Consider the following 24,567-nt stretch of genomic DNA (forward strand, 5'->3'; position numbering starts at 1 on the left):
GCGTCCTTGGACGCTTTGCATCAGCGGCGCTGATCGTCGTACCAAAACAAATCATTGGTTGAGGCCGCCGCCGCTGCGATAATCGCGCGGAGACAGTGCTCCGGGGAACAGCCATGATACTTTACGGCATGATCGACAGCGGCAATTGTTACAAGCCGCGCCTGCTGATGGCCAAGCTTGGCCTTGGCTTTACCAATGTCGAAGTGAGTTCGCACACCGGCGATACGCGCAAAGCCGACTTTGTCGCCAAGAATCCGAACGCTATGGTGCCGCTGCTCGAGTTCGACGATGGCCGGCGGCTGGCCGAATCCAACGCCATCCTGCTCTATCTCGCCGAAGGCACCCGCTTCCTGCCGGCGGACAGGTATGAGCGTGGGCTTGCGTATCAATGGCTGTTCTTCGAACAATACAGCCACGAGCCCTACATCGCCGTGCGCAAGGCGCTGCTGACCTTCCCCGAACGTGCTGGGGATGCGACGCCGGAGCGGCTGGCGGTGACGCTGGAGCGCGGCAACAAGGCGCTCGGGGTGATGAACAGGCATCTGGAAAACAATGCCTTCTTCGCCGGCGGCGCGTTCAGCGTCGCCGACATCGCGCTCTATGCCTATACGCATACGGCAGAGCAGGGCGGCTTCCAGCTCGACGCCTATCCGGCGGTGGCTGCCTGGTTGAAAAGGGTGGAAGCCGATCCCGGACATGTGCCGATCGGGTGGATGGGATAGTTTTGTCCCGCACGCCGCCGTCGCCATTTCGCGGCTGCCCGCACAAGGCGCCGCCTATTTCAGGAGACGATCGTATTCGGCATGAGTGCCGATCCAGAACCAGTCAAAGCCGTCAGCGCTCTCCAGAGCCAGGGCGCGATAGTTGATGTCTATTCTTGCTGACCAAAACTCGCTCACTTTTTTGAAATGAAGAGATGGATGGCGGGGATTGCTTTTCATCAGCACGAAGCTTTTGTCGGCCAGACGGCGAACGGCTTTCGGCAGAGATTGATACTTCGTCCAAAAGCTCGCGGTCGCGCGGTGTTTCACAAGTCGCGCAATTTGCCGGCAGCTATCTCAGCCCGCGCCTCGCCCACCAATTTATCCAATCGGCCGGCCTTCGCATCGGCCTCGATCTGCCGATCCCACATGTCCTCCCGAAGCGCTTCGAACCAGGCGGCAAACGCCTTCAGTTCTTCAGGGCTCAGTTCGGCGACGGATTTTTCGATTTGCTCAAGCTTGGTCATGGCTGAATAGTACCACTATTGGGCCAAAAGTACCACAAGTGGGACTATAGGTCCTGGCGGCGGCATTTGAAGCCCAGACAGCAAAAAGGCGGGATAAATCCCGCCTTCCATGCTTGGTAGCCTGATCGGAGCGTCCGGTCCGGGCTGGCAGCTATCTGCTGATCCAGCTTGTCGGGTCTTTCCGCTCCAGCGCGCTTCTCGCGCGACTGTCAGTACATCCGTGACTTGCCGCGCGCCCCGAGCTCTCGCCCGGCGCGCGCTATCGCAAAATCAGGCTGCCTTGCTCAGAGATCCAGCGGACGACTTGCCAGTGCGGCGGTCCTGCTCAATCTCGAAGTTGATCTTCTGGCCTTCGACCAGGGTCGACAGTCCAGCACGCTCGACAGCGGAGATGTGGACGAAAACGTCCGCGCCGCCCGCGTCAGGCTGAATGAAGCCGAAGCCCTTGGTGGCGTTGAACCACTTGACCGTTCCTGTTGCCATTTAGATAGTCCTTCACATTTGCTTTAGATTGACCGGACCGAGGTCCAGCCGGTGTGCATCGAGATTTTGGAGATAGACGTCAGCAAACGCGATTATCGCGAGGCCCGGATCGATCGGCCGAAATATCAATGGAAGGCATATAGGCTGCTTTCGCACGAAAAACAAGACTGCGTGAGAAAGCCGTGATGAGGGCGCCGCCCGATGGCCGCCCCAATCGCGTGAGAGCGTCGCGATGATCGGAGCCTGTGGGCGCTCGATCCACACCCGCTTGGGAGGGGATCTTGGGGGAGAGGACCATGAAAATCATTCTGCTTGCCGCCTGCCTGACGCTTGTCGCCGCTCAGGCGCAGGCGATCTCGCGCTACGACCCGACGCGTATGAGCTGCGGCAAGGTTCAGGGGACGATCGCCCGGCAAGGGGCCGTCATCCTGCGCTACCAGTCGAAGCGGGTGCCTGGGCTGCCGCTCTACGACCGCTATGTGCAGAGCCAGCGATTCTGCAGCATGGGCGAGGTGAGGACACGGGCCTACGTGCCGAGCGCCGACACAAAGTCCTGCCCGGTCTACAACTGTAAGCGGCCGGACAATGACCGGCATTTCCGCCGGCGGTTCTTCCACAACAACTAGGTTCTCGGCCGCCGCCGTTCAAAACCCGAACGACACCTGCGCCGGTGGCGGCGGGCCGACGCGCACGCCTTCCATGGCCAGCATCTTCTCCTTGGTGACCGAACCTCCGGGCGCCGAGAAGCCGCCGATCTTGCCGCCGGCGGCAAGGATGCGATGGCAAGGGATGACCAGCGGCACCGGATTGGCGCCAAGGGCGGCCCCGGTTTCGCGGGCGAGCCCGGCATGGCCGGCGGTTTTGGCCAGCTCACCATAGGTGGTGGTTTCGCCGAAGGAGAGTTTTCGCGCCGCGTCGTAAATGGCGAGGCGAAAATCGTCGACGCCGTCGAGATCGACCGGCACGGCGGAGAAATCGATGTCCTCGCCCGCCGCATAGGCCTTGATCGCTGCGATCAGCTCGATCACCCATGGCGGCTGCGCCGTGGAGGTGGAAACGCCGCCATGGCGCAGCAGGCGCCGCTCCACCGCTTCGCGGCTGCGTTCGGGCAGGCAGAGCCGGATCAGGCCCTTTTCGCTCCAGGCAATGCCCATGAAACCGATCACTGTTTCTAACACTGCGTGGCCGGCCGTGATCGAAGCTGTCGTGACCATGATGCGTTCCTTCCCGCAAAGTGACGAAATCCGGGATTCGCCCCAGTACATATCCGGAACAATATGGCACCAGCGCCTGCGTCTCGCCACCCGAAAACCACCTGATCGCCCCGATTGCCCGGCCTGAATCGCTGGTGTAAGGGATTTCTTAACAACCCGACAAACCGGACCCGAGCGCGGCTTGCCAGCAAAACTCAACCTTATCGCGATCGGCGTGATCCTGGCCGCCGCCGGCATCAGCGGCTGCACGTCGACCTCGCAGATGAAGTCCGCGCCTGCTCTCACCGAAACAGCGACCGTCGCCGGCACTGACGCCGGCTTCACTGTGCCTCTGCCGGAGACCGTTTCGGTGCTGCCGGAATCCTCCGGCATTGCTCCCGCTCAGACGGCCGAACTGCCGCTCGATCCCGCCGCACAGCCGGCTGCCGCGACCGCCGCTTTTGCCGGATCGACACCGGCGGCACCAGCCGTGCCCGCGGTGATGACCGCCAATGCCTGGCAGGCGCCGCCGCCGGCAAAGGCGAGCGAGCCGGTCAAGGCGGCCGAGACCTATACGACCGCGGGGCTCGTCATACCGGCAACCGCCAAGGGCGATCGCATGCCGGGCGTCCAGCAGATCGCCTATGTCGTGCCGCAGAACCCGGCCGCCCTGGTCCAGTTCCCGGCAGGGCCCGTGCAAGAAGAACACGCGACGGGCGTGCGTGGCGACGTCGAGCGGCTGATCGAAAAATATGCGGCGATCTATCAGGTGCCGGTGGATCTGGTGCGCCATGTCGTCAACCGCGAGAGCACCTTCAACCCAAAAGCCTACAACAACGGCCATTGGGGACTGATGCAGATCAAGCACGCGACGGCGCGCGGCATGGGCTATGACGGGCCGGCCAAGGGCCTGTTCGACGCCGATACCAATCTGAAATACGCGGTCAAATATCTGCGCGGCGCCTGGCTGGTGGCCGGCGGCAACGCCAAGAAGGCCGACTGGCTCTACCAGACCGGCTATTATTACGACGCCAAGCGCAAGGGCCTGCTCGAGGCGACCGGCCTTGGCCGCGACCGCCAGCGCCGCCGCCTGCAGCCCGACGCCTGAGCGCGATGCCTGAACCGCGCCCGCCGGCTTTGAACGACATCCGGCTGCGCAAAATCCTCGACGAGACGCTGGTTCCGCCACATTGGCCGGAGGGTTTTGTCATGCGCAGCTTCGAGCCCGGTGACGCGCCCGCCCTTCATGCGCTGTTGACCGAAGTGTTCGATGATGGCGCCGATGGCCCGTTCGACGAGTGGTGGCCGCGTATCGCGGACGATCCCGAATTCGACCCGGCACTGTGCTTCCTCGTCATCGACGTCAAGGGCCGGCTGGCGGCGGCGGCACTGTGCTGGACCCGCGGCTTCGTCAAGGACCTCGCCGTTCATCCCGAGGCGCGCGGCAAGGGTGTTGCCGAAGCGCTGATGTGGCACGCCTTCGCCGTTTTTCGCGAACGCGGCGCCGATCATGTCGACCTCAAGACCAACACGGTCGAGAATCCCGCCGCCGTCCGGCTCTATGAGCGGCTGGGCATGAGCCCCGTCGCCTGGGAAGGCTGATCGCCCGGGAAGGCTGAGGCGGTTTCCAGCCGCGTTGGCGGGAAAAGCGTTCGGTCTGTGAACTGCTTCACATAGGCCCCCACAGGCAAATGCTAACCGATACATCACGCTGTGCGGCCGATCGGGGGGTCGACGCTGGCAAGGCGTCGGAGAGGGCTGCGCCGGCATGTGTCACCACTCCACGGTGGGTCCCTGGGCTGGCGGGTTTCGGGACCCACCGGCTTTCGCGTCTCGCCTTGCCCCCCAATCTCGACACACCAGGAATGGCTCGCTTTGGGAACCCAAAGCGTCGCTCCGCATTCATTGCAGGGTGGGGTCTGACAAGCTGCCGGCGCGTGGGAGGATTTCGCCGGCTCCAGGGGGACATCCACCATCATGAAGCTTTTTCACGCATTCCTGGTGCTCGGCGTCGCCGCCATGCTGGTTAGCACGCAAGCGCGGGCCGTCGAGCTGTCGATCGTGTCGGGCGATACCGGCGACGGCATCAAGGTGCTGCGCGAGATCCTCGACCGTTACGAGAAAAACAGCGGCAACAAAGTCGGCATCGTCGTCATGCCGACGTCCGGGACCGACCAGTTCGGCCAGTACCGGCTTTGGCTCGCCGCGGGAAACAGCGATATCGACGTCTACCAGACCGATGTCATCTGGGCGCCGCAGCTCGCCAGCCAGCTCGTCGATCTGACCGCGGCCACCAAGGATATCGTGGCTGAGCATTTCCCGTCGATCATCCAGTCGCAGACCGTCAACGGCAAGCTCGTCGCCTTGCCGATCTTTACCGATGCGCCGGCGCTCTACTACCGCAAGGATCTCCTCGACAAATATGGCGCCAAGGTGCCGGCCACCTGGAAGGAACTGGCCGACACCGCCAGGCTGGTCATGGACAAGGAGCGTGCGGCTGGCAATCGGGATATCTGGGGCTTCGTCTTCCAGGGCAACGCCTATGAGGGGCTGACCTGCGACGCGCTCGAATGGGTGATGTCGAATGGCGGCGGCCAGATCATCGAGCCGGACGGCACCATCTCCGTCAACAACAGCCAAGCGGCGGCGGTGCTCGACATGGTCAAGGGCTGGGTCGGGACCATCGCGCCGCCCGGCGTGCTCGCCTACCAGGAAGAGGAATCGCGCGGTGTCTGGCAGACAGGCAATGCGGTGTTCATGCGCAACTGGCCCTATGCCTACGCGCTCGGCAACGGCGAGGGCTCGCCGATCAAGGGCAAGTTCGACGTGGCGCCGCTGCCGGCCGGCACGGGCGAGGGCGCCCGACCGGTCGCGACCCTGGGCGGCTGGAATCTCGCCGTTTCCAAATATTCGAAGCATCCGGATGCCGCGATCGAGCTGATCAAGTTCATCGCCTCGCCCGCGATGCAGAAATACCGCACGCTGAAGACGTCCAACCTGCCGACCATCCAGGCGCTGTATGACGATGCCGACATCGCCAGGCAACAGCCGATCGTTCCGCGCTGGAAGCAGATCTTTCTCGATGCGGTGCCGCGCCCCTCGGCCGCGACCAGGATCAAATACAACGAGGCGTCGAGCCAGTTCTGGAACGCCGTTCACAACACGCTCTCGGGCGACGGCACTGCCGCCGACAATCTGGCCGACCTCGAAGCGATGCTGACCAAGTTGAAGGGCCGAGGCTGGTGACGATACTGGGACAGCCACCCGGCGGGACCGCAACGAGCGGAGCGAGATGACAGGGACGGAACCGGAAACAGCCAGGGCCGCGCACTCGCAGTTGACGGCGCAGCGCGTTCGCTCGGCGTGGCTTTTCCTGGCGCCAATGCTGCTGGTGCTCGCCGCGGCGGCCGGCTGGCCGCTTGCCCGCACGGTCTATTTCAGCTTCACCGATGCCTCGCTGGCCGATCTCGATGCGCGCCAATGGGTCGGCTTCGCCAATTATTTCTCGGTGTTCAGCATGCCGAGCGGCCGGACCCTCTATGACGGGTTGCTCGTCGATCCGGTCTGGTGGCGTGCCGTCTGGAACACGGTTCGTTTCACAGTGATTTCGGTGGCCTGCGAGACCATCCTCGGCACCATCGTTGCCCTGGTTCTCAACGCGGAATTCGCCGGCCGCGGCATCGTCAGGGCAGCGATCCTGATCCCCTGGGCGATCCCGACGATCGTCTCGGCGAAGATGTGGCAATGGATGCTCAACGACCAGTTCGGCATCATCAATGTCGTGCTGCTCAATCTCGGCCTGATCAGCACCAAGATCGCCTGGACGGCCGACGCCGACACGGCGATGGCGGCCGTCCTCATCGTCGATATCTGGAAGGCGACACCGTTCATGACGCTGCTCATCCTGGCCGCGCTGCAGATGCTGCCGAGGGAGATCATCGAGGTCGCCAGGCTCGACGGCGCCAATCCGTGGCAGATCTTCTGGCGGGTGACCTTGCCGCTCATCCGCCCGGCGCTGATGGTGGCGGTGATCTTCCGCGCGCTCGATGCGCTGCGCATCTTCGACCTGATCTATGTGCTGACGCCCAACAATGTGCACACCAAGTCGATGTCGGTGTTCGCCCGCGAGAACCTGTTCGAGTTCGATAAGTTCGCCTATGGCTCCGCCGCCTCGACCTTGCTCTTCCTGATCCTGGCTCTGCTCACCATCGTTACCATCCGGATCGGCCGGATAAGCCTGGACGGAGGCCGCTGACATGTGGATCGTGAAGCGCACGGCCTTTTACCTGCTGGTCGCGGTCATCGTCTTCGTCGCCGTGTTCCCGTTCTACTACGCCATCGTCACCAGCCTGAAAACGGGGACCGATCTGTTTCGGGCCGATCTGTGGCCGACGACGATCAGTCTTGCCAATTACCGGAATGTGCTGACCGAAGGCAGCTTCGTGCGCAACTTGCTGAACTCGCTGTTCGTCTCCGGCGCGGTGGTTGCGCTTTCGCTGTTGCTCGGCGTCACATCAGCCTATGCGCTGGCGCGTATTCGCTTTCGCGGTCGCTCGGCCCTGCTGTTCATCATCCTGTCGGTGTCGATGTTCCCGCAGGTGGCGCTGCTGGCCGGGCTGTTCGAACTGGTCCGCCTGTTCGGCCTCTACAATTCGCTGTTCGCGCTGATCTTCTCCTACATGATCTTCACCTTGCCGTTCACCGTCTGGGTGCTCACCACCTTCGTCCGCGACCTGCCGGTCGAGGTCGAGGAGGCGGCGATCCTAGACGGCGCGACGCCGTGGATCATCATCACGCGGGTCTTCCTGCCGCTGATGTGGCCGGCGCTGGCAACCACCGGGCTGCTGGCCTTCATCGGCGCGTGGAACGAGTTCCTGTTTGCCCTGACCTTCACCTCCAATAACGCACAGCGGACCGTGCCGGTGGCGATCGCGCTGCTCTCCGGCAACTCGCAGTTCGAGATCCCCTGGGGCAACATCATGGCGGCCTCGGTGATCGTCACGGTGCCGCTGGTGGTGCTGGTGCTGATCTTCCAGCGCAAGATCGTTTCCGGCCTCACCGCCGGCGGGGTCAAGGGGTGAGGGGGCGAACGCTCAGATGTCCGGTGCGTTGCCGATCTTCTTCTTGAGCTCCAGCGCCCAGGCGCGGCCTTCGTCGCCGCCCCACAGCAGCCAGGCAATGTAGCCGGCCGAAGGGTTTTGCTCATTGCCGTAGTTCCTGCCGCGCTTGTCGATCTCGTGGCGGGCGAAATAGCTGACCATGCGGCGAATGGTGGAGGGCGTGAGCTTTTCCCGGTTCTTCAGCTCGGTGGCGCGGGCCACGCCGATCCCGGTGCCGCCGCGGCCGAATTCGCCGCGCAGCCTGAGGCCCTTGGCGGCATTGTCGGCCACCACTTGCGGGCAGCGCAGATCGATCTCGTCGTCGTGCATGTTGTTCCCCGGATCACGCTGCCCGAACAGGTATTACGACATCTCACCATGCGCAATAAATGTCGGGACCGATCGCCGCAAACGTCCTTGGGTCGCAGAGCAACCGCGCCGGGACGCCGGCGCCGCGACTTGAAGGAGCCGATCATGATCACCTTTCCCAACGAATCCGCGAAATACCGCACCGCGCGTGAAAAACTGCTGCGCAAGGAAATCGAGCTGCGCCGGGTCATGGAAGAGGTCGCCGAGGCCCGGCGCGCGCTGCCGCCGGGCGGGCTGATCCGCCAGGACTATGAATTCGACGCACTGGATGCCCAGGGCAAGCCCGCAAAGACAAGACTGTCGGAGCTGTTCGCGCCGGGCAAGGACTCGCTCATCCTTTACAACATGATGTTCCCGCGTCACCCGCAGGAGAAGCGCGATGTGGCGACCAGCGGCGGCACGGCGAAGCTTGCCCGACCGGACCAGCCATGTCCCTCCTGTACGGCGTTGCTCGACCAGTTCGACGGCGCGGTCGGGCATCTCCAGGCCGCCGGCTTCAATTTCGCGGTGGTGGGCAAGACCGCGCTCGAAAACCTGGTTACGCTCGGCCGCGACCGGGGCTGGCGCAACATGCGGCTTGTGTCTTCGGCTTCCAACAGCTTCAAGCGCGACTACAATGCGGAGGCGGCCGACGGCTCACAGATCCCGCTGCTGTCGGTGTTCCACCGCGACGGCGACGGCATACGCCATTTCTGGAGCTCGGAACTGGATCTCGCACCGACGGAGCCGGGCCAGGACCCACGCGGCCTTGGCACCTGCGAAACGCTGTGGAACCTGATGGATTTCACGCCTGAAGGCCGCCCGAACTGGAACGAGCAGTTGCAATATGGCGAGGCGTGTTGCCACTGAAAGGCAGCTCTGGTCAGCCGCCGCGTTTCAGTTTTCGGAACATGAGTCCCATGGCTGGCTCGAACGAGGGCATCGGCGAGCGTTCGAGTCAGGTACGGATACGGTGGGGCGATTGAGGCGACATGCGCGGGCTTCTTCCTCATGAGCTGCAACCGGAGTGCCCAAGCGACGTTGGTTTGTCCGAGGGACAATTCCAACCGGAGACATGCCATGAAAACGCTTACCATTCTGACCGCAGCAGCATTGCTTACCGGCGCGCCGGCCTTTGCCCAGTCGAACACGACCGCCACGACCACGCCGCTCGCCACGACGACGAAGGTCGACACTTCGACCTTCATCAAGACGGTGCCGAGCGCCAATGAGTTCGAGATCGAGTCCAGCAAGCTCGCCGAGCAGAAGGCGACCGACGCCGACGTCAAGGCGTTCGCCAAACAGATGATCGCCGATCACACCAAGGCCGGCGAGGAATTCAAGGCGGCGCTTGCCCAAGGCCAGACAACCTCGGCCACAGCGCCGTCCGGTCCGGCCCTGCAGCCCAAGGAGCAGAAGATGCTCGATGAGTTGAAGAGCGCCAGCGGTGATCAGTTCCAGGCGAAATACATCGAAATGCAGACCAACGCCCACAAGGAAGCCGTCGCGCTGTTCAGCGGCTATGCAAAGTCAGGCGACGACCCGGCGATGAAGGAATTCGCCAAGAAGACGCTGCCGACGCTGCAGATGCACGAAAAGCACGTGAAGGAACTGGCGGCCGCGCATCAGGGTTAGGCGGCGGTTTAAGGTCTGTGCTCTACGGCGCCCCCCTCTGTCCTGCCGGACGTTCGTTATTTGGAAAGCCAAGCAATTGGCTTTCCATCCGCTTCGCGGACCACTCCTCAACCCCCACAGGTGGGGAGATTGGCCGTCGTCACTGTTTTCGCCAATTTTCAACGTTGCAAGATGAAGGCCGGCGCCAAAGCTGCCAATCTCCCCCCTTGAGGGGGAGATGTCCGGCAGGACAGAGGGGGGCGCCGTAGGGCGCTACCATGGAAGCCGGCCCGCTTGGCAAACCAACACCACAATGTGGCCCTATACCGATCAAGGCTGAGCGCTGCTCAGGTCGACCTGATCTGCTCGACCGCGGTCACCAGCAGTTCTTCCATGGCGGTGCGTATCTGGGCATCCGACTGGGCGATGCCTGCCGCGTCGAAATCGGCGCGGACCTTGCGGAACACATCGTTGTCGCCGGCCTCTTCGAAGTCCGCGTGCACCACATCCTTCGCATAGGCGTCGGCGTCCGCACCGGATTTGCCGAGCTGTTCGGCGGCCCACAGGCCGAGCAGCTTGTTGCGGCGCGCCATGGCCCGGAACTTCGTTTCCTCGTCCATCGCGAACTTCTTTTCGAAGCCTTCCTGACGGTCTCTCATGCTGCTCATGATTTGCCTCGTTTGGATGTGAGTCCGATCTTCAGCCCAGGGGAAGAACGGCCAGGAAGGAGAGAGTGACGCGCGTGGATGTCATTAGCAAGGCAAGGTCGCCGGTGATCGAGCGGCGCCTGGCGGCTTCGCCCGATGTGATTTGACGTTGCCGCGCCGCGTCCTACTCTTCAATCCCTGCGGGATGAACCGAGGAGACGAGCGATGCAGTTCAACGGAATTCGCAGCGTCGCGCTGACGGCGGCCGTGATCCTTGCCGCCGGCACCGCGGCCTATGCCCATCATGGCTGGTCGTGGACCCAGGACGGGTTTTTCGAACTCAGGGGCAAGATCACGGCCATCTATATCGGTAATCCGCACGCCACGCTGGATGTCGATGCAGAGGGCGAGGCCTGGCGGGTGGAGATGGCGCCGCCCTCCCGCACCATCGCCGCCGGCTTCACCGAGGAGGTGGCCAAGGTCGGCGACGAGGTGACTGCGATCGGCAATCGCTCGCTCGAGGCGGCCGAAAAGCGCATGAAAGCGGTGCGCATCATCGTCAACGGGAAGACCTATGATGTCTATCCCGACCGTGTGCCGCCGGCCTAGATGGCGAAGCTCCTCGCCGGTATCGAGCAACTCGCTTTGGCGCGGTGGCTGAAGGCTTCCTTCGTCGCCTACCCCGTGGTCAACGCGCTCCACATCATATCGATCGGCGCGCTGCTGACCAGCGTCGTTCTCATGGACCTCAGGATCTGCGGCGCCTTCCGTTCGCTGCCGCACGCGGCGTTCGTCGCGCTGCTGCGCCGCATTGCATTGGCGGCGTTCGCGGGTGCGCTCGTCACAGGCTCGCTGCTGTTTTCGGTCAAGGCGAGCACCTATGCGGCGATGCCGATTTTCCTCGCCAAGATGGCGCTCATCCTTCTCGCCGGCGTCAACTTCCTCGCCTTCATGCGCTTCTCCCGCGCAACAGATAGCGACGAGCCGGCAGGTGGGACCGTCCTGGCCGTGCTCTCGATGGTGCTGTGGACCTCCGTGCTTTTCGCCGGACGGTTCATCGGTTTTCTCTGATTAGAGCGAGCGCCTGCACTGGCGTTCCGCCAGCGCCGGGATAAGCTCCCTGAAGCGTCACCTACAGTTTTTTTGCGAAGAGGACCCCCACCCCTAACCCCTCCCCACAAGGGGGAGGGAGACTTCCGTTGGCGCTGACCTAGGCAAATCGTCTGTCTTTCGGCGCCAAAGAAGAATTTAAAGGCACGCGGCAGCGTTCCCTCCCCCTTGTGGGGAGGGTTAGGGTGGGGGTCCTTCTTCGCAAGAATCCACATGCGATAGCCCTGCCCTTGGGGGGAAGGTTAGGGGCTCTTCATTAGAACTAACGCGGCAGCCTGCTGCATACTCAGGGAGAACCACCATGAAGAAAGAAATCATCGAAGTGCCGGTCATGTCGGACAAGGTGCGGGCGCTCGGCCTTCCCTGCTCGACAGCGGTCAGGGCTAACGGCTTCGTGTTCATCTCGGCGACGCCGCCGGTGGACATGGTGACCGGCGAGATGGTGCGCGGCGACATCGAAACGCAGACCGAGGCGTCGCTGAAGGCGCTGAAGCATTGCCTGGAAGCGGCCGGCACTTCGCTGGACAATGTGGTGATGGTGCGCATCTACGCCGTCAATTCCGGCTTCTACAACGCCATCAACCGGGTCTATGCTAGGTATTTCAGCGTGAACCCGCCGGCGCGGAGTTTTGTGCCGGTGGCGTCTTGGCCGATGGAGTTCGATATTGAGATTGAGTGTGTGGCGGTGGCGTGAGGGTGAGAGGCGGTCCGCGCAGCGGACGAAAAGCCAATTGCTTGGCTTTTCGAGCTTCGAACGCCCTGAGCCTGCGAAGGGCCGGTGGTGCCTAACATAAGTTTTTGCTTGTCTTTCAAGTAAACTCGCTCTCAACTCTCTTCGGGGACAGGGAGGGTGAGTCATTGAACAAACTGCCGAAGAAATTCGTCGAACGAATTGCATCGAATCTCAAGAAATATCAGCGGATTACCCTGGCACAGCAAAAGTCCGACGTGGCGGAAGCCGACACGGTTACCTTGATCAAGGACATTCTGGCAGATGTTTTTGGTTACGACAAATATGATGAGCTCACGTCTGAACATCAGATCAAATCCACATACTGCGATCTTGCGATAAAGATTGGTGGAAAACTGCGGCTGCTCGTCGAAGTGAAATCAGCAGGCAGTGGACTTGCCGACAATCATCTACGCCAAGTTATCGACTATGGGGCTCATCAAGGCATTCATTGGGTGATCCTGACCAACGCGGTGGAGTGGCGGCTGGTTCGTATTTATGTGGCAAATCAGATCAGCCACGAAGAAGTTTGCCGCATCGTCTTTGCCGACTTGAGTCCCAAGAACGAGGATCATCTGCAGTGTCTCTTCCTGTTCGCCAAGGAAGGGCTGACGACTGATGCGATGGACGCCTTTCACCAACAGGCTCAACTATTCAACAAGTTTACCGTTTCCGCGATCATCCGTTCCGAGGCGGTAATTTCGGTGGTGCGCAGGGAAATCCGCAAGCTCTTTCCAGACATAAAGGTCGGCAATGAGAACCTATCGCTGCTCATCGAAAATGAGGTGGTCAAGCGTGACACGGTTGAAGGCGACAAGGCGAAAGAAGCCGTAGCCAGGATGCGCAAAGCAATAAACAAGCTGGAGAGAGCGAAGAACAAAGTTGCGAAAGCAGTTGTTGTCGATGTCTCGAGTTGACTGCCGCTTCTGTTTACAAAGCAAAATTATGGAGTCTAGGGCTCAAGGGATGCCGCAGCACGCACCCGCGGCGGGACAGGGGGCCCCTCTGGCCGGCCGGCCATCTCCCCCACAAGGAGGGAGATTAGCTAATCACTTCACGCAAAATACTCTTGCAGCGGCCTGACTTCCAGGCTCCCCGCCTTCAGCGCCGCAATGGCCTCCGCCACAGCCGCGGCACCCGACAGCGTCGTGTAATACGGCACCTTCTGCATCAGCGTCGCTCGCCGCAGCGACTTCGAGTCCGACACCGCCTTCTGGCCATCAGTCGTGTTGAAGACGATCTGCACCTGGCGGTTGCGGATGGCGTCTTCGATGTGGGGGCGGCCTTCCAGCACCTTGTTGATCTTCTGGGCGTCGACGCCGTTTTCGGCAAGGAAGCGGGCGGTGCCTGATGTGGCCAGCACCTTGAAGCCGAGGCCTGCCAGGCGCTTGACGGCCGGCAGGATGCCTTTCTTGTCCTCGTCGCGCACCGAGACGAACAGCGTGCCGGAGCGGGGCAGGTCGACGCCGGCGCCCAACTGGCTCTTGGCGAAGGCGAGCGCAAAGTCGCGGTCTAGGCCCATGACCTCGCCGGTCGAGCGCATTTCCGGGCCGAGCAATATGTCGACGCCGGGGAAGCGGGCGAAGGGGAAGACGGCTTCCTTGACCGCGATGTGGCCGGGGTTGCGGGGATCAGGCATCGCGCCGTAATGGGCGAAGGCATCTTCCAGTTTTTCGCCGGCCATGATGCGGGCCGCGATTTTCGCGATCGGTCGCCCGATGGTCTTGGCGACGAAGGGCACGGTGCGCGACGCGCGCGGGTTGACTTCCAGCACATAGACCGTGCCGTCCTTGATCGCATACTGCACGTTCATCAAACCGCCGACATTGAGCGCACGGGCCAGTGCCGCCGTCTGGCGCTCCAACTCGTCGACCAGTTCGGAAGGCAGCGAGTGCACCGGCAGCGAGCAGGCACTGTCGCCCGAATGGATGCCGGCCTCCTCGATGTGCTCCAATATGCCGGAGACGAAGGTCGACTTGCCGTCGCAGAGGCAGTCGACATCGACCTCGATGGCGCCTGACAGATAGGTGTCGAACAGCAGCGGGTTCTTGCCCAGCAGCGTGTTGATCTGGCCGGTCTTGTCGTTGGGGTACTTCTGCTTGATGTCCTCCGGCACCAGGCCGGGCACGGTGTCGAGCAAATAGGTCTGCAGCATGCCCTCGTCATGGATGATCTGCATAGCGCGGCCGCCCAGCACATAGGACGGGCGCACCACCAGCGGGAAGCCGAGTTCGCCGGCGACAAGGCGGGCCTGCTCGACCGAATAGGCGATGCCGTTCTTCGGCTGGCTGAGGCCGAGCTTGTGCAGCAGCTTCTGGAAGCGGTCGCGGTCTTCGGCGAGATCGATCATGTCGGGCGAGGTGCCGAGGATGGGGATGCCGGCCTTTTCCAGCGCATCCGCGAGCTTCAGCGGCGTCTGGCCGCCGAACTGCACGATGACGCCGACCAGCTCGCCCGAGGCCTGTTCGGCGCGCAGGATCTCCAGCACGTCTTCGGCCGTCAGCGGCTCGAAATAAAGCCGGTCGGAGGTGTCGTAGTCGGTCGAGACTGTCTCCGGGTTGCAGTTGATCATGATCGCTTCATAGCCGGCGTCGCGCAGCGCGAAGGCGGCGTGGCAGCAGCAATAGTCGAACTCGATGCCCTGGCCAATGCGGTTGGGGCCGCCGCCTAGGATGACGACCTTCTTGCGCGACGAGACCTGCGCCTCGTCGGCCAGCGCGCCGGCAAACGGCACTTCATAGGTCGAGTACATGTAGGCGGTGGGCGAGGCGAACTCGGCCGCGCAAGTGTCTATGCGCTTGTAAACCGGATGAACGTCGAGCTTTTCGCGAGCTTTCTGAATCACTTCGGCGTCGGTCTTCGTCAGCGACGCGAGGCGGGCATCGGAGAAACCCATTGCCTTGAGCATGCGCAGATTGACGGCATCCTCGGGGATGCCGTGCTCGCGGATGCGGGCTTCTATGGCGACGATGCCGGCGATCTGCTCGAGGAACCACGGGTCGATCTTGCACATGGCGTGCACGTCTTCCAGCGACGTGCCCATGCGGATCGCCTGCGCCACCATGCGCAGCCGGTCCGGCGTCGGCGTGCCGAGCGCGGCGCGGATAGCGTTGCGGTCGTCGGCATGGTTGGCCGCACCATAGCCGAGGCCGGGGATCTCGATCTCGTCGAGACCCGTCAGGCCGGTCTCCAGTCCACGCAGGGCTTTCTGCAGCGATTCCTGGAAGGTGCGGCCGATGGCCATGACTTCGCCGACCGACTTCATGGCGGTGGTCAGCACCGGCTCTGCGCCGGGGAATTTCTCGAAGGCAAAGCGCGGGATCTTGGTGACGACGTAATCGATCGACGGCTCGAACGAGGCCGGCGTGGCGCCGCCGGTGATGTCGTTCTCCAACTCGTCCAGCGTGTAGCCGACGGCGAGTTTTGCCGCGATCTTGGCTATCGGGAAACCGGTCGCTTTCGAGGCCAGAGCTGACGAGCGCGAGACGCGCGGGTTCATCTCGATGACGACCAGGCGGCCGTCGGCCGGGTTGACGGCGAACTGGACGTTGGAGCCGCCGGTCTCGACGCCGATCTCGCGCAGCACCGCGATCGAGGCGTTGCGCATCATCTGGTATTCCTTGTCGGTCAAGGTCAGGGCCGGAGCGACGGTGATCGAATCGCCGGTGTGCACGCCCATCGGGTCGATGTTCTCGATCGAGCAGACGATGATGCAATTGTCCGCTCTGTCGCGGACGACCTCCATCTCATACTCCTTCCAGCCGAGCACGCTCTCCTCGATCAGCACTTCGGTGGTCGGTGAGGCATCGAGGCCGGACTGGACGATCTCGTAGAATTCGGCGCGGTTGTAGGCGATGCCGCCGCCGGTGCCGCCCATGGTGAAGGACGGGCGGATGATGGCGGGCAGGCCGACATGGTCGAGCGCTTGTGCGGCGATCGCCATGCCATGGCTGATGTAGCGCTGTTTGCGGTCGCCTTCGCCGAGGTTCCAGCGGGTTTCCAGCGCATCGAGCGCGGCGTCGAGATCGGCCGGCGCTTCGGCCTTCACGGCAGCGCGCTCGGCCTCATGCGTCTTGCGGTCGGTGTTCTTGACGTCAGTGGCGTTGGCCAGCATCGATTTCGGCGTTTCCAGGCCGATCTTCTTCATCGCCTCGCGAAACAGCGCGCGGTCCTCGGCCTTGTCGATGGCCGTGGCGTCGGCGCCGATCATCTCGACATTGTAACGCTCGAGCACACCCATGCGGCGCAGCGACAGAGCGGTGTTGAGCGCGGTCTGGCCGCCCATGGTCGGCAGCAGCGCGTCGGGCCGCTCCTTGGCGATGATCTTGGCGACCACTTCAGGCGTGATCGGCTCGATATAGGTGGCGTCGGCCAGTTCCGGATCGGTCATGATGGTGGCCGGGTTGGAATTGACCAGGATGACGCGGAAGCCTTCCTCCTTCAGCGCCTTGCAGGCCTGGGTGCCGGAATAGTCGAACTCGCAGGCCTGGCCGATGACGATGGGGCCGGCCCCGATGATCAGGATCGACTTGATGTCAGTGCGTCTTGGCATGTCAAAGGTCCGTTCGGCGGGCGGCTTGCACAAAAAACCGGGACGGGAAGACCCGGCCGGTTGTGCTCGCGATTCTGGTATCAGGCTAGGAGGGCCTTATAGGGAAGAGTTCTGACTGATGTAACCCCGAAAATGCGAGGTAGGGGAGTAGGGGAATAGGGGAATAGGGTGGGTTCGAGGGAATTCCAAACATACTCCCTTATTCCCCTACTCCCTTACTCCCCTAAATTCTAATTCCCCAGCGCCAGCTGATCCGTAATCTCAAACCGCTCGGCCTCGCCGATGCGTATCATGTTGAGGCTGCCCTCCCGAGTGAAGCGGAAATTGCCGTCCGCGTTGGAACCGGCCGGCTGGCCGGCACGGAAGGAGATGATGCGCGTGCCGCCATCGGGCCAGGTCACAGTGATGTTCGCCTTGTCGGCGGTGTGCACCACGCTGACCTTGCAGCGCTCCATTGGCTGGCCGACATAGCGGGCGCAGGGAATCTCGGGGCCAGAAGCCGGCGTCGGAGCGGGATCCGGCGGGACGTCAGGCGCCGCCAGCGCCAGTACGTACGCATCCTGCATCGCGGCGCGGCCGATTTCCGCGGCCGATTTCGGCGTGCTTTCGGCTGCCGGACGGGCGCCGCCAAGCCGCGCTGTCAGGTCGGGCGGCGGGACCGGCGCGCTGTTGGCCGAGCCGGTGGCCTGCGATTGATCCGGCGCCGAGGCCTGCCCGGCCTCATTGGCGCTGCCGGTGGAGGCAACCACCGGCGCATCGGCCGGTCTTGTCTCGCCTTCGACATAGGGGGCCGGATTGAGGGGGATGAGATAGCGCGCCGGCGCCCAGCCGCTCAGCTTCTCCTTGCCCGTGCTCTCGATCTTGCACCATTTGTAGCCGTTGATGTCGTTGCAGCCGAGATTGGTGACCATGTCGCCGCTGCTCAGCCGCGCCTCGACCGTGGCGACCGGCGATGCGGTGGTGCGGACTTTGAGAAGGTCGTCCGGCGCCAGGCCGGTGACGACGGAAATGACCAGGTCCGGCGCCTCTTCAGCCATAGCAGGGGCAATGACCGGCCACGCCGTCATCAACAGCGGAGCAGCAATCAGCGCATGGAGGATTGTTCGGAGCGTAACTGTGCGCCTCATCGTTTGGCCGTGCGCTGATACCATGCCGCGGCGGATCGAGCCCGCCGCAAGCCCGGCCGATTTTATAAGGGACGACGCCGCGCCATGTAAGCCCGAAAATTCGCCGTTTCGCCGGTCTCAACCCGGACCGCCAGGCCGTGAGCCTACTCAGCCGGGCATGAACGCAAGAGCGTTCAACCGGGCATGAATGCAAGAGCGTTCAGCCGGGCAGGGGCATGAACCCGGTTCTGAGCGCGTGAGCCCATTCCGGCCGGCCCGCCTGTTCGGCCTGCCTGGCGGCCGCCTCATGGTCGTAGTCGACGGCGATGGCCTCGAAGCGGTCAGGCTGGCCGCTGCCGCCCAACGTGACGATGCCGTAGCGCGCATGTGGCGAGCCCTGCTCGGAGACATGCGCCGGCGGTGTGGAATCGTCATAGGCAGGGCAGCCGATGCTGCCCGGATTGAAGATGACAGGACCATCGGGGACGCGGATCAGCTCCGCGCGGTGGCTGTGGCCGCACAGCGCGATGCGGCAAGCCGGGTCGAGCGCCTTCAGCCGGCGCCGGATCGCCGCCAACGGCGCACGCACCAGCTGGCCATTGACGATGGTATCGGCGAGATATTTCTCGTCATGGTCGGGACGGGCGTGGAAAGCGATGATTCCGGGTGCGATCTCCAGCGTCAGCGGCTGGGCGAAAAGCATCTGGCGCTGCGTCTCGGTCAGCCGCTCCTGCGCATAGGCGTCGGAGGGCCACATGGTGTCATCAGCGGGGTCGGCGGCGACACGGCGGTCATGGTTGCCGCGCACCGTCGGCAGGTTCAGCGCCTCCAACCGCGCAAACGTCTCGCGCGGCCAGAGCGGGCCGGAAACGCTGTCACCCAGGTTGACGGTCAGGTCGGCGCCGCCGCGCCGCTTCAGATCGTCAAGCACGGCGTCGAGCGCCAGCACATTGCCGTGGATATCGGCGAGGACAGCGATGCGCATAGGGGAGGCTCCGTGGGAATGATTGGTCGGCAAGGCGAACCTTGCAGGATCTGGGTTCCTCGCCCCCGCAAAGCGGGGGAGAGGTGGCCGCGAAGCGGTCGGAGAGGGGGCTCTTTGCGCGTCGAGGAAAAACCCAACTTCTTTGAACAGTTGGGGGGCGTCAAGGTCCCCCTCTCCGTCTCGGCTTCGCCGAGCCACCTCTCCCCCGTTTCACGGGAGGCGAGGAACCCAAGTTCTGCGAGGGCGCAGGTAACTTCGTGCCTAGGCCGGCACTTCGAGGTCGTGGCCGCCGACCGCCGGCAGTGCCGGATCGTCGCCGGCGGCGGCGATGACGCTGTCGAGCAGGCCGGGGAAGCGGGCGTCGAGATCGGCGCGGCGCAGTGTGATCATGCGGTTGGTGCCGACCACCTCGGCACGGGTGACGCCGGCCTCGCGCAGTTTGGCGAGGTGGTAGCTCAGATTGGTCTTCGAGCCGAAATCGAGGAACTGGCTGCAGTTCAGCGGCACGCCTTGCTTGCTGGCGAGATAGCGCACGATGGCGAGCCGGGTCGGATCGCCGAGCACGCCAAGCACGATCGGCAGGCTGATCTGGTCCGTATTGGGGTGTGGCAAGGTCATGGCTCGAAACTAAGCACAGTCGGGTCCGATTTCAACGCATCCATCATTGTTGGCCCGCACGCGGCCTTTCTCCGTCTCGCGCCGACCTGTGCTGACACAGGGCTGTCAGGAAGGTTCAGCTATTTTTCCCTGGCTTCATTGACATGCTGCCCTATTATGTCCAATTGTTCAATAACCTTTGAACTAAGGACATCCCGCCATGGACAAGCGCCTTTTCTGGCTCGCGCTCGGATCGTTCACGATCTCGACCGAAGGCTTCGTCATCTCCAGCCTTCTGCCCGACATTGCGGCGGATGCCGGCATCTCCATTCCGCTGGCCGGCACGCTGATCACCGCCTTCGCGCTCGCTTATGCGATCGGTACGCCGATCCTGGCGACGCTGACCGGCGAATGGGACCGGCGCCGTGTCATCCTGTGGACGCTGGTGTTCTTCGTCATCGGCAACATCGCCGCTGCCTTGAGTTCCTCCTTCGAACTGCTGCTGATCGCGCGCATCGTCATGGCGCTGTCGTCGGGCCTGTTCGCCGCAACCGCGCAAGGCACCGCGGTGGCGCTGGTCGATGACCATCACCGGGCGCGTGCCATCGCCGTCGTCGTCGGCGGCACCACGGTGGCCGTTGCCCTGGGTGCGCCGCTGGGCGCGCTCGTCGCCACCGTTGCCGGCTGGCGCGGCACCTTTTTTGCCATCGCCGGCCTTGGCGCACTTGCGGGCGCGATCCTGTGGTACCGGCTGCCGCGGGGCATCGTTGGCACCAGGCTGCCCTTGAAGCGCAGGCTGGCGGCAGCGCTGCGTCCCGGCGTGATGCCGATCCTGTTGACGACAGTGCTGGCGCTGATCGGCGCCTTCACCGTCTTTGCCTATGTCGCGCCGCTTGCCATCGAGGGCGGCGGTCTCAGCCAGATCGCGCTGCCCGGTATGCTGCTCGCCTTCGGCGTCGGCGCCGTCATCGGCAACATTGGCGGCGGCCAGGCCGCCGACCGGTTCGGCGCGACCCGCACCGTCGGCTGGTCGTTGGCGCTGAGTGCCGGCATGCTGGTCCTGCTGTCGGTCATCCCGACCTTTCTGCCGCCGCATATTGCCGGACCGGCGCTGATGGCGATGATGGTGCCGTGGGGCATCGTCGGTTGGGCCTTCCCGCCGGCGCAGGCCAGCCGCATCATCAAGCTGGCGCCCGATGCCGCCCCGATCGTGCTGTCGCTCAATGCCTCGGCGCTCTATCTGGGCGTGGCACTCGGCGCGGTGGTGGGCGGTGCGGTGCTGCGCTACGGCGCGCCGGCCGATCTCGGCCTGATCGCCGCGATCTTCCCGATCGTCGGGCTTGGCATCGTGGTGGCCGGCCGCTGGGCGGCTCGGCCTGTAGAGATGCCTGCCGAGTAGGTTTTTTGGCAAACGCTGGCCTAACGCCTTAGGGCGTGGCCGGGGGCAGATCAAAATCCAGCGCGGCGATGTCATCCAGCGCCGCGCGCAGCTTTTCAGCCTTGTCCCTGCCGAGGACATCCTCGAAACGCTGCTGGGCGATTTGCCACAGCTTCATCGCTGCCTCGAGCTTGGCCAACCCTTGCGGCGTCAGCCGCACACGCTTGACGCGGCGGTCCTCCGGATCGGCGAAAGTCTCGACATAGCCGTCGCGGATCAGTGGTTTCAGCGTATGGCCGAGCGCCGACAGGTCCATGATCAGCGACGTGGCGATAGCCCCCATCGCCGGCTCGGCGCCGATATGGATCTGGTAGAGCAGGCCCTGCTGCGTCGCCTTCAGGCCTGACGGCTCCACCACATCATCATAAAACTTGCCGAGGTTGCGCGCGGCGCGGCGCAGCGCGGCGTTGTTGCAGAGCGTGAGGCCGGGCAAGCTGTCCTTTGACATGAATGGTCCTTGGCGCCGGCGAATGAGGCCCGGCTGCACCCCTCAAATAATCCCCGTGCGTATCATTGACAAGATAGTGGCATATGCCTACTTCACAATTAGTGGTATATGCCACTAAATCAGATCAAGCGGCTTTCCGGCAGCGCGCAGATGCCATGGCACCGGGGCAGTCGAAACGAACCAGATCAGTCGAAGAAGGAACAGGACAATGAGTGGACAGGGCAACAAGGGCACGGCGGTCGTCACCGGTGCTTCGTCGGGCATCGGCGGTCTATGCCGACCGGCTGGCGGGGCAGGGCTACGATCTGGTGCTGGTGGCGCGGCGCGCCGACCGGCTGGAGGAACTGGCCGGGAAGCTGCGCCAGACCTATAGCCGCAAGGTCAGCGTGATCAGCGCCGACCTCTCCAACGACGACGACGTCCGCCGCGTCGAGCAGGCGATCGCCAGCGACGACAGCGTGACGCTGCTGGTCAACAATGCCGGCCTTGGCGGCCAGTCCGTGGTGGCAACCGCCGATGCGGACGCTGCCGAACGCATGATCAAGGTCAATGTCATCGCCTTGACGCGGCTGACCCGTGCCGTGCTGCCGGGGTTTTTGGCGCGCAACCGAGGTGCGGTCGTCAACATCGCCTCGGTGCTCGCCTATGAGACCTCGTTCGGCGGCATCTACAGCGGCACCAAGGCCTATGTCGTCAACTTCACCGAGGCTCTGCACCGCGAGGTCGAGGGTACGGAGGTGAAGGTGCAGGTGGTGCTGCCGGGCGCGACACGGACCGATTTCTGGGAGCTTGCCGGCAGCGATATCGACCAGCTTCCGAAGGAAATCATCATGACGGCCGACGATATGGTCGATGCGGCCCTTGTCGGCCTTGCCAGGGGTGAAGCCGTCACCGTGCCGGCGCTCGCCGAGCCGGCCAAGCTGGATATTTTCCTCGGTGCCCGGCAGGCCTTCTACGGCAGCCTGCACGCCGACAAGCCGGCGGCCCGCTACGCGGCTTGAGTGCCTAGCGAAGAGGGCTGGTTTGCTTCGCAAACCAGTACCCCCACCCCGCTGCTTCGCCGCGACTTGCCGGGGCGAGCCACGGGTCTCGCCCGTCCTTCGGACCCCCACAAAGGGAGAGGGTGAGGGGGCGCCACCCTCTTTGAGGCTTGGAAAAGGCACGCTCCCCACCTCCCCCTTGTGGGGAGGTCGGACCGAAGGTCCGGGTGGGGATCTGCGCTGACCTTGCAGGACTTGGCGTCTTCTCTCCAATTCCGTGGCCGTCTACGCCGTCCGCCACATCGGAATGATCGAGGCGGCCAGCACCAGCGCCAGCACGATGTTGGGCGCGCGCCATTGCCATTCGGTCTTGAGCAGCCGCGCCAGCACCATTCCGGCCACGCACCACAGTGAAAGCGAGGCGGCCGCCGCGAGGCCGAAAGTGGCGCCGAGCAGCAGCGCGAGCTGCATCGGTCCGCTGGCTAGGGCCGCGAACGATGCCGCGGCGCCCAGACCCATCGCCCAACCCTTCGGGTTCATCCATTGAATGCCGGCGCCGCCGAGAAAGCTGTTCGGCCTGGCCATGCTCACATCCAGATTGGGCGGTCCGCTGCGGCCGATCTTAATCGCCAGCCAGAGGAGATAGAGCGAGCCGATGACCTTCATGGCCAGTTGCAGCGAAGGCACGGCAAGCAGCAGACCGGCGAGCCCGGCGGCAGCGGCGCCCGTCACCGTGGCGAGGCCGGCGGCGCTGCCGACCAGCAGGGGCACGGAACGGCGAAAGCCGAACTGGGCGCCGGACGCTGTAGACAGGGTCGTGGCGATGCCGGGCGTGGTGGTGGCGACGATGGCAAAAAGGATGAGCGGGAGAATGGGCTCGAGCATGCGGCGTCCTCTATCAGAGGGCTGCGATCGTAGCTGCGCGCGAACTTCAGTAAATGCAATGTTTGCCATGCTCGGCATTAGGATGGATAATGCCAGCCATGATCCGAAATCTCGACATGGCGCTGATCCGCACCTTCATCACCGTCGCCGAAAAGGCCAGCATGACGGCGGCGGCCAATGCGCTGCACCTGACGCAAGGTGCTGTCAGCCAGCAGGTCAAGCGGCTGGAGGAGGCGCTCGGCTCCAGCCTGTTCGAGCGCGACCGGCGCGGCTTGCGGCTGACGCGCGCCGGTGAACAGCTGTTCGGCAGGGGCAAGCGGTTGCTGGCCTTGAATGATGAGATCTGGGCCGAGATGGCTGGGACACCCGTGGCCGGCCAGGTGCGGCTCGGCGTGCCCTACGATCTTGTCGGCACCCTGCTGGCGCCGGTGCTGAAGACCTATGCCGAGACCTATCCGCAGGTCGAGATATCGCTGGTCTGCGCCTCGTCGCCGGAATTGGCTGCTGCCCTTGCGGCCGGGACCATCGACCTTGCGGTGATCGAGGAACGCGTCGGCCCGTCGGCCGGTGAGTGCCTTGCCATCGACCGGCTGGTCTGGGTCGGTGCCAAGGGCGGCATTGCCCGCGCCAAGCGACCGCTGCCGGTTTCGATCGTCGCCGATACCTGCGCCTTCCGCCCGGCGGTGCTGGCGGCGCTCAGTGAGCACGGGCTGGAGTGGCGCACCGTGTTCGAAAACGGCAACATCGACGCGACGACGGCGACGGTGCGCTCCGACCTCGCCGTCACCGCCTGGCTAGCCACCACCGTGCCGGCGGATCTCGACATATTGCCAGCGGAGTCCGGCCTGCCGCCGCTGCCGAATTTTGCCATCAATCTGCATCTGCCGAGGCACGGTGTCGGGCCGGCGGCGCAGGAATTCGCGCGGTATATTAGAGCGGGATGAATTTAGGTTGGGCATAGCCTGCCTCTGTGAAGTAATTTCGGCATTCGGTTGACGTGACGGTGCCGAGGATTTGGCCGATGGCGTCACAGACGGTTTCGACTGTTCGCTTGGCAGCCTTGCGCAGCCAGTGCTTGAGCTTGGCGAAGAGCTTCTCGATAGGATTGAGGTCGGGCGAGTATT

At 63.7% G+C, this 24,567-nt stretch carries 27 protein-coding genes and 2 pseudogenes; 16 read left to right on the forward strand and 13 right to left on the reverse strand.

From position 1 onward, the window contains the following. Positions 1–113: 113 nt before the first annotated feature. On the forward strand, positions 114–722 hold the full coding sequence (locus EOA13_RS19430) for a glutathione S-transferase family protein (RefSeq protein ID WP_127295057.1): 609 nt from the start codon (positions 114–116) through the stop codon (positions 720–722). Between the two features lie 54 nt (positions 723–776). Here the strand turns inward: EOA13_RS19430 and EOA13_RS19435 are convergent, their stop codons facing one another. From EOA13_RS19435 to EOA13_RS19445, 3 genes are all read right to left on the reverse strand, one after another. After that, positions 777–1,031: a hypothetical protein gene (locus EOA13_RS19435; RefSeq protein ID WP_127295059.1), complete on the reverse strand. Its 255-nt coding sequence runs from the start codon at positions 1,029–1,031 to the stop codon at positions 777–779. After that, positions 1,028–1,228, reverse strand: coding sequence for a hypothetical protein (locus EOA13_RS19440; protein WP_127295061.1), 201 nt, complete (start codon positions 1,226–1,228; stop codon positions 1,028–1,030). The genes EOA13_RS19435 and EOA13_RS19440 overlap by 4 nt, the downstream gene beginning before the upstream one ends. A gap of 270 nt (positions 1,229–1,498) precedes the next feature. Next, on the reverse strand, positions 1,499–1,711 hold the full coding sequence (locus tag EOA13_RS19445) for a cold-shock protein (protein ID WP_010910991.1): 213 nt from the start codon (positions 1,709–1,711) through the stop codon (positions 1,499–1,501). Positions 1,712–2,007: 296 nt separating this feature from the next. Between EOA13_RS19445 and EOA13_RS19450 the strand changes: the two genes are divergently transcribed. After that, complete coding sequence (locus EOA13_RS19450) at positions 2,008–2,337, forward strand: hypothetical protein (RefSeq protein WP_023809723.1); 330 nt, start codon at positions 2,008–2,010, stop codon at positions 2,335–2,337. An 18-nt stretch (positions 2,338–2,355) separates the two neighbouring features. Here EOA13_RS19450 and EOA13_RS19455 read toward each other — a convergent pair whose 3' ends face one another. Then, positions 2,356–2,925, reverse strand: a complete 570-nt coding sequence (locus tag EOA13_RS19455; protein ID WP_127295063.1) for a methylated-DNA--[protein]-cysteine S-methyltransferase — start codon at positions 2,923–2,925, stop codon at positions 2,356–2,358. Positions 2,926–3,106: 181 nt separating this feature from the next. Between EOA13_RS19455 and EOA13_RS19460 the strand changes: the two genes are divergently transcribed. The 5 genes from EOA13_RS19460 (at position 3,107) to EOA13_RS19480 (ending at position 7,985) form a co-directional block, all read left to right on the forward strand. Next, positions 3,107–4,012: a lytic transglycosylase domain-containing protein gene (locus tag EOA13_RS19460; RefSeq protein WP_127295065.1), complete on the forward strand. Its 906-nt coding sequence runs from the start codon at positions 3,107–3,109 to the stop codon at positions 4,010–4,012. 5 nt (positions 4,013–4,017) lie between these two features. Continuing rightward, complete coding sequence (locus tag EOA13_RS19465) at positions 4,018–4,506, forward strand: GNAT family N-acetyltransferase (RefSeq protein WP_127295067.1); 489 nt, start codon at positions 4,018–4,020, stop codon at positions 4,504–4,506. A gap of 375 nt (positions 4,507–4,881) precedes the next feature. Further along, complete coding sequence (locus tag EOA13_RS19470) at positions 4,882–6,150, forward strand: ABC transporter substrate-binding protein (RefSeq protein ID WP_127295069.1); 1,269 nt, start codon at positions 4,882–4,884, stop codon at positions 6,148–6,150. A gap of 46 nt (positions 6,151–6,196) precedes the next feature. Then, the gene (locus EOA13_RS19475) at positions 6,197–7,159 is read left to right on the forward strand and encodes a sugar ABC transporter permease (RefSeq protein WP_127295071.1); all 963 of its coding nucleotides are present in this window, start codon (positions 6,197–6,199) and stop codon (positions 7,157–7,159) included. Between the two features lies 1 nt (position 7,160). Next, on the forward strand, positions 7,161–7,985 hold the full coding sequence (locus EOA13_RS19480) for a carbohydrate ABC transporter permease (RefSeq protein ID WP_127295073.1): 825 nt from the start codon (positions 7,161–7,163) through the stop codon (positions 7,983–7,985). A gap of 12 nt (positions 7,986–7,997) precedes the next feature. Here EOA13_RS19480 and EOA13_RS19485 read toward each other — a convergent pair whose 3' ends face one another. After that, on the reverse strand, positions 7,998–8,333 hold the full coding sequence (locus EOA13_RS19485; protein ID WP_127295075.1) for a hypothetical protein: 336 nt from the start codon (positions 8,331–8,333) through the stop codon (positions 7,998–8,000). 144 nt (positions 8,334–8,477) lie between these two features. Here EOA13_RS19485 and EOA13_RS19490 point away from each other — a divergent pair, with 144 nt between their 5' ends. Together EOA13_RS19490 and EOA13_RS19495 are read left to right on the forward strand one after the other, a co-directional pair. Beyond that, positions 8,478–9,221, forward strand: coding sequence for a DUF899 family protein (locus tag EOA13_RS19490; RefSeq protein ID WP_164780177.1), 744 nt, complete (start codon positions 8,478–8,480; stop codon positions 9,219–9,221). 210 nt (positions 9,222–9,431) lie between these two features. Then, positions 9,432–9,986 carry a DUF4142 domain-containing protein gene (locus EOA13_RS19495; protein ID WP_127295079.1) on the forward strand — a complete coding sequence of 185 codons (555 nt, stop codon included), beginning with the start codon at positions 9,432–9,434 and terminating at the stop codon, positions 9,984–9,986. A 326-nt stretch (positions 9,987–10,312) separates the two neighbouring features. Here EOA13_RS19495 and EOA13_RS19500 read toward each other — a convergent pair whose 3' ends face one another. Next, on the reverse strand, positions 10,313–10,633 hold the full coding sequence (locus EOA13_RS19500; RefSeq protein WP_127295081.1) for a DUF1476 domain-containing protein: 321 nt from the start codon (positions 10,631–10,633) through the stop codon (positions 10,313–10,315). Positions 10,634–10,837: 204 nt separating this feature from the next. Between EOA13_RS19500 and EOA13_RS19505 the strand changes: the two genes are divergently transcribed. The 4 genes from EOA13_RS19505 (at position 10,838) to EOA13_RS19520 (ending at position 13,369) form a co-directional block, all read left to right on the forward strand. Then, positions 10,838–11,221 carry a DUF6152 family protein gene (locus EOA13_RS19505; RefSeq protein ID WP_127295083.1) on the forward strand — a complete coding sequence of 128 codons (384 nt, stop codon included), beginning with the start codon at positions 10,838–10,840 and terminating at the stop codon, positions 11,219–11,221. Further along, positions 11,222–11,683 (forward strand): hypothetical protein, encoded by a 462-nt coding sequence (locus tag EOA13_RS19510; RefSeq protein WP_127295085.1) that lies wholly within the window; start codon positions 11,222–11,224, stop codon positions 11,681–11,683. 340 nt (positions 11,684–12,023) lie between these two features. Next, a complete protein-coding gene (locus EOA13_RS19515) occupies positions 12,024–12,416 on the forward strand; it encodes a RidA family protein (protein WP_127295087.1) in 393 nt (130 codons plus the stop codon). 164 nt (positions 12,417–12,580) lie between these two features. Continuing rightward, entirely contained in the window at positions 12,581–13,369 is a 789-nt protein-coding gene (locus EOA13_RS19520; RefSeq protein ID WP_164780179.1) for a type I restriction enzyme HsdR N-terminal domain-containing protein, read from the forward strand. A 137-nt stretch (positions 13,370–13,506) separates the two neighbouring features. Here EOA13_RS19520 and carB read toward each other — a convergent pair whose 3' ends face one another. The 4 genes from carB to EOA13_RS19540 all read right to left on the reverse strand — a co-directional run bounded on the left by carB (position 13,507) and on the right by EOA13_RS19540 (position 19,713). Continuing rightward, a complete protein-coding gene (gene carB, locus EOA13_RS19525; RefSeq protein ID WP_127295091.1) occupies positions 13,507–17,004 on the reverse strand; it encodes a carbamoyl-phosphate synthase large subunit in 3,498 nt (1,165 codons plus the stop codon). Between the two features lie 230 nt (positions 17,005–17,234). Further along, entirely contained in the window at positions 17,235–18,131 is an 897-nt protein-coding gene (locus EOA13_RS19530) for an SH3 domain-containing protein (protein ID WP_164780180.1), read from the reverse strand. Between the two features lie 199 nt (positions 18,132–18,330). Continuing rightward, positions 18,331–19,095, reverse strand: coding sequence for a metallophosphoesterase family protein (locus EOA13_RS19535; protein ID WP_127295093.1), 765 nt, complete (start codon positions 19,093–19,095; stop codon positions 18,331–18,333). 261 nt (positions 19,096–19,356) lie between these two features. Next, positions 19,357–19,713 carry a helix-turn-helix transcriptional regulator gene (locus EOA13_RS19540; protein WP_127295095.1) on the reverse strand — a complete coding sequence of 119 codons (357 nt, stop codon included), beginning with the start codon at positions 19,711–19,713 and terminating at the stop codon, positions 19,357–19,359. Positions 19,714–19,912: 199 nt separating this feature from the next. Between EOA13_RS19540 and EOA13_RS19545 the strand changes: the two genes are divergently transcribed. Continuing rightward, positions 19,913–21,091 carry an MFS transporter gene (locus tag EOA13_RS19545; protein ID WP_127295096.1) on the forward strand — a complete coding sequence of 393 codons (1,179 nt, stop codon included), beginning with the start codon at positions 19,913–19,915 and terminating at the stop codon, positions 21,089–21,091. 28 nt (positions 21,092–21,119) lie between these two features. Here the strand turns inward: EOA13_RS19545 and EOA13_RS19550 are convergent, their stop codons facing one another. Beyond that, positions 21,120–21,578, reverse strand: a complete 459-nt coding sequence (locus EOA13_RS19550; RefSeq protein ID WP_127295098.1) for a MarR family winged helix-turn-helix transcriptional regulator — start codon at positions 21,576–21,578, stop codon at positions 21,120–21,122. A 208-nt stretch (positions 21,579–21,786) separates the two neighbouring features. On the opposite strand from EOA13_RS19550, the pseudogene EOA13_RS19555 reads away from it, so the two are divergent. Continuing rightward, positions 21,787–22,579 (forward strand): annotated as a pseudogene (locus EOA13_RS19555) (SDR family oxidoreductase). Positions 22,580–22,843: 264 nt separating this feature from the next. On the opposite strand, the gene EOA13_RS19560 reads toward EOA13_RS19555, so the two are convergent. Then, complete coding sequence (locus EOA13_RS19560) at positions 22,844–23,443, reverse strand: LysE family translocator (protein ID WP_127295100.1); 600 nt, start codon at positions 23,441–23,443, stop codon at positions 22,844–22,846. A gap of 98 nt (positions 23,444–23,541) precedes the next feature. Here EOA13_RS19560 and EOA13_RS19565 point away from each other — a divergent pair, with 98 nt between their 5' ends. Continuing rightward, positions 23,542–24,387 (forward strand): LysR substrate-binding domain-containing protein, encoded by an 846-nt coding sequence (locus EOA13_RS19565; RefSeq protein ID WP_127295108.1) that lies wholly within the window; start codon positions 23,542–23,544, stop codon positions 24,385–24,387. Here EOA13_RS19565 and EOA13_RS37950 read toward each other — a convergent pair. Beyond that, positions 24,374–24,567 (reverse strand): annotated as a pseudogene (locus tag EOA13_RS37950) (IS630 family transposase); the annotation flags it as partial. The gene EOA13_RS19565 and the pseudogene EOA13_RS37950 sit on opposite strands and share 14 nt — an antisense overlap.

Source organism: Mesorhizobium sp. M7A.F.Ca.US.011.01.1.1, from assembly GCF_003998295.1.
GTDB lineage: Bacteria > Pseudomonadota > Alphaproteobacteria > Rhizobiales > Rhizobiaceae > Mesorhizobium.

Coding starts and splice junctions, on each gene's coding strand:
- EOA13_RS19430 (WP_127295057.1), top strand. CDS start 114: ATGATACTTTACGGCATGATCGACAGCGGCAATTGTTACAAGCCGCGC.
- EOA13_RS19440 (WP_127295061.1), bottom strand. CDS start 1,228: ATGACCAAGCTTGAGCAAATCGAAAAATCCGTCGCCGAACTGAGCCCT.
- EOA13_RS19445 (WP_010910991.1), bottom strand. CDS start 1,711: ATGGCAACAGGAACGGTCAAGTGGTTCAACGCCACCAAGGGCTTCGGC.
- EOA13_RS19450 (WP_023809723.1), top strand. CDS start 2,008: ATGAAAATCATTCTGCTTGCCGCCTGCCTGACGCTTGTCGCCGCTCAG.
- EOA13_RS19455 (WP_127295063.1), bottom strand. CDS start 2,925: ATGGTCACGACAGCTTCGATCACGGCCGGCCACGCAGTGTTAGAAACA.
- EOA13_RS19465 (WP_127295067.1), top strand. CDS start 4,018: ATGCCTGAACCGCGCCCGCCGGCTTTGAACGACATCCGGCTGCGCAAA.
- EOA13_RS19470 (WP_127295069.1), top strand. CDS start 4,882: ATGAAGCTTTTTCACGCATTCCTGGTGCTCGGCGTCGCCGCCATGCTG.
- EOA13_RS19475 (WP_127295071.1), top strand. CDS start 6,197: ATGACAGGGACGGAACCGGAAACAGCCAGGGCCGCGCACTCGCAGTTG.
- EOA13_RS19480 (WP_127295073.1), top strand. CDS start 7,161: ATGTGGATCGTGAAGCGCACGGCCTTTTACCTGCTGGTCGCGGTCATC.
- EOA13_RS19485 (WP_127295075.1), bottom strand. CDS start 8,333: ATGCACGACGACGAGATCGATCTGCGCTGCCCGCAAGTGGTGGCCGAC.
- EOA13_RS19490 (WP_164780177.1), top strand. CDS start 8,478: ATGATCACCTTTCCCAACGAATCCGCGAAATACCGCACCGCGCGTGAA.
- EOA13_RS19495 (WP_127295079.1), top strand. CDS start 9,432: ATGAAAACGCTTACCATTCTGACCGCAGCAGCATTGCTTACCGGCGCG.
- EOA13_RS19500 (WP_127295081.1), bottom strand. CDS start 10,633: ATGAGCAGCATGAGAGACCGTCAGGAAGGCTTCGAAAAGAAGTTCGCG.
- EOA13_RS19505 (WP_127295083.1), top strand. CDS start 10,838: ATGCAGTTCAACGGAATTCGCAGCGTCGCGCTGACGGCGGCCGTGATC.
- EOA13_RS19510 (WP_127295085.1), top strand. CDS start 11,222: ATGGCGAAGCTCCTCGCCGGTATCGAGCAACTCGCTTTGGCGCGGTGG.
- EOA13_RS19515 (WP_127295087.1), top strand. CDS start 12,024: ATGAAGAAAGAAATCATCGAAGTGCCGGTCATGTCGGACAAGGTGCGG.
- carB (WP_127295091.1), bottom strand. CDS start 17,004: ATGCCAAGACGCACTGACATCAAGTCGATCCTGATCATCGGGGCCGGC.
- EOA13_RS19530 (WP_164780180.1), bottom strand. CDS start 18,131: ATGAGGCGCACAGTTACGCTCCGAACAATCCTCCATGCGCTGATTGCT.
- EOA13_RS19535 (WP_127295093.1), bottom strand. CDS start 19,095: ATGCGCATCGCTGTCCTCGCCGATATCCACGGCAATGTGCTGGCGCTC.
- EOA13_RS19540 (WP_127295095.1), bottom strand. CDS start 19,713: ATGACCTTGCCACACCCCAATACGGACCAGATCAGCCTGCCGATCGTG.
- EOA13_RS19545 (WP_127295096.1), top strand. CDS start 19,913: ATGGACAAGCGCCTTTTCTGGCTCGCGCTCGGATCGTTCACGATCTCG.
- EOA13_RS19550 (WP_127295098.1), bottom strand. CDS start 21,578: ATGTCAAAGGACAGCTTGCCCGGCCTCACGCTCTGCAACAACGCCGCG.
- EOA13_RS19560 (WP_127295100.1), bottom strand. CDS start 23,443: ATGCTCGAGCCCATTCTCCCGCTCATCCTTTTTGCCATCGTCGCCACC.
- EOA13_RS19565 (WP_127295108.1), top strand. CDS start 23,542: ATGATCCGAAATCTCGACATGGCGCTGATCCGCACCTTCATCACCGTC.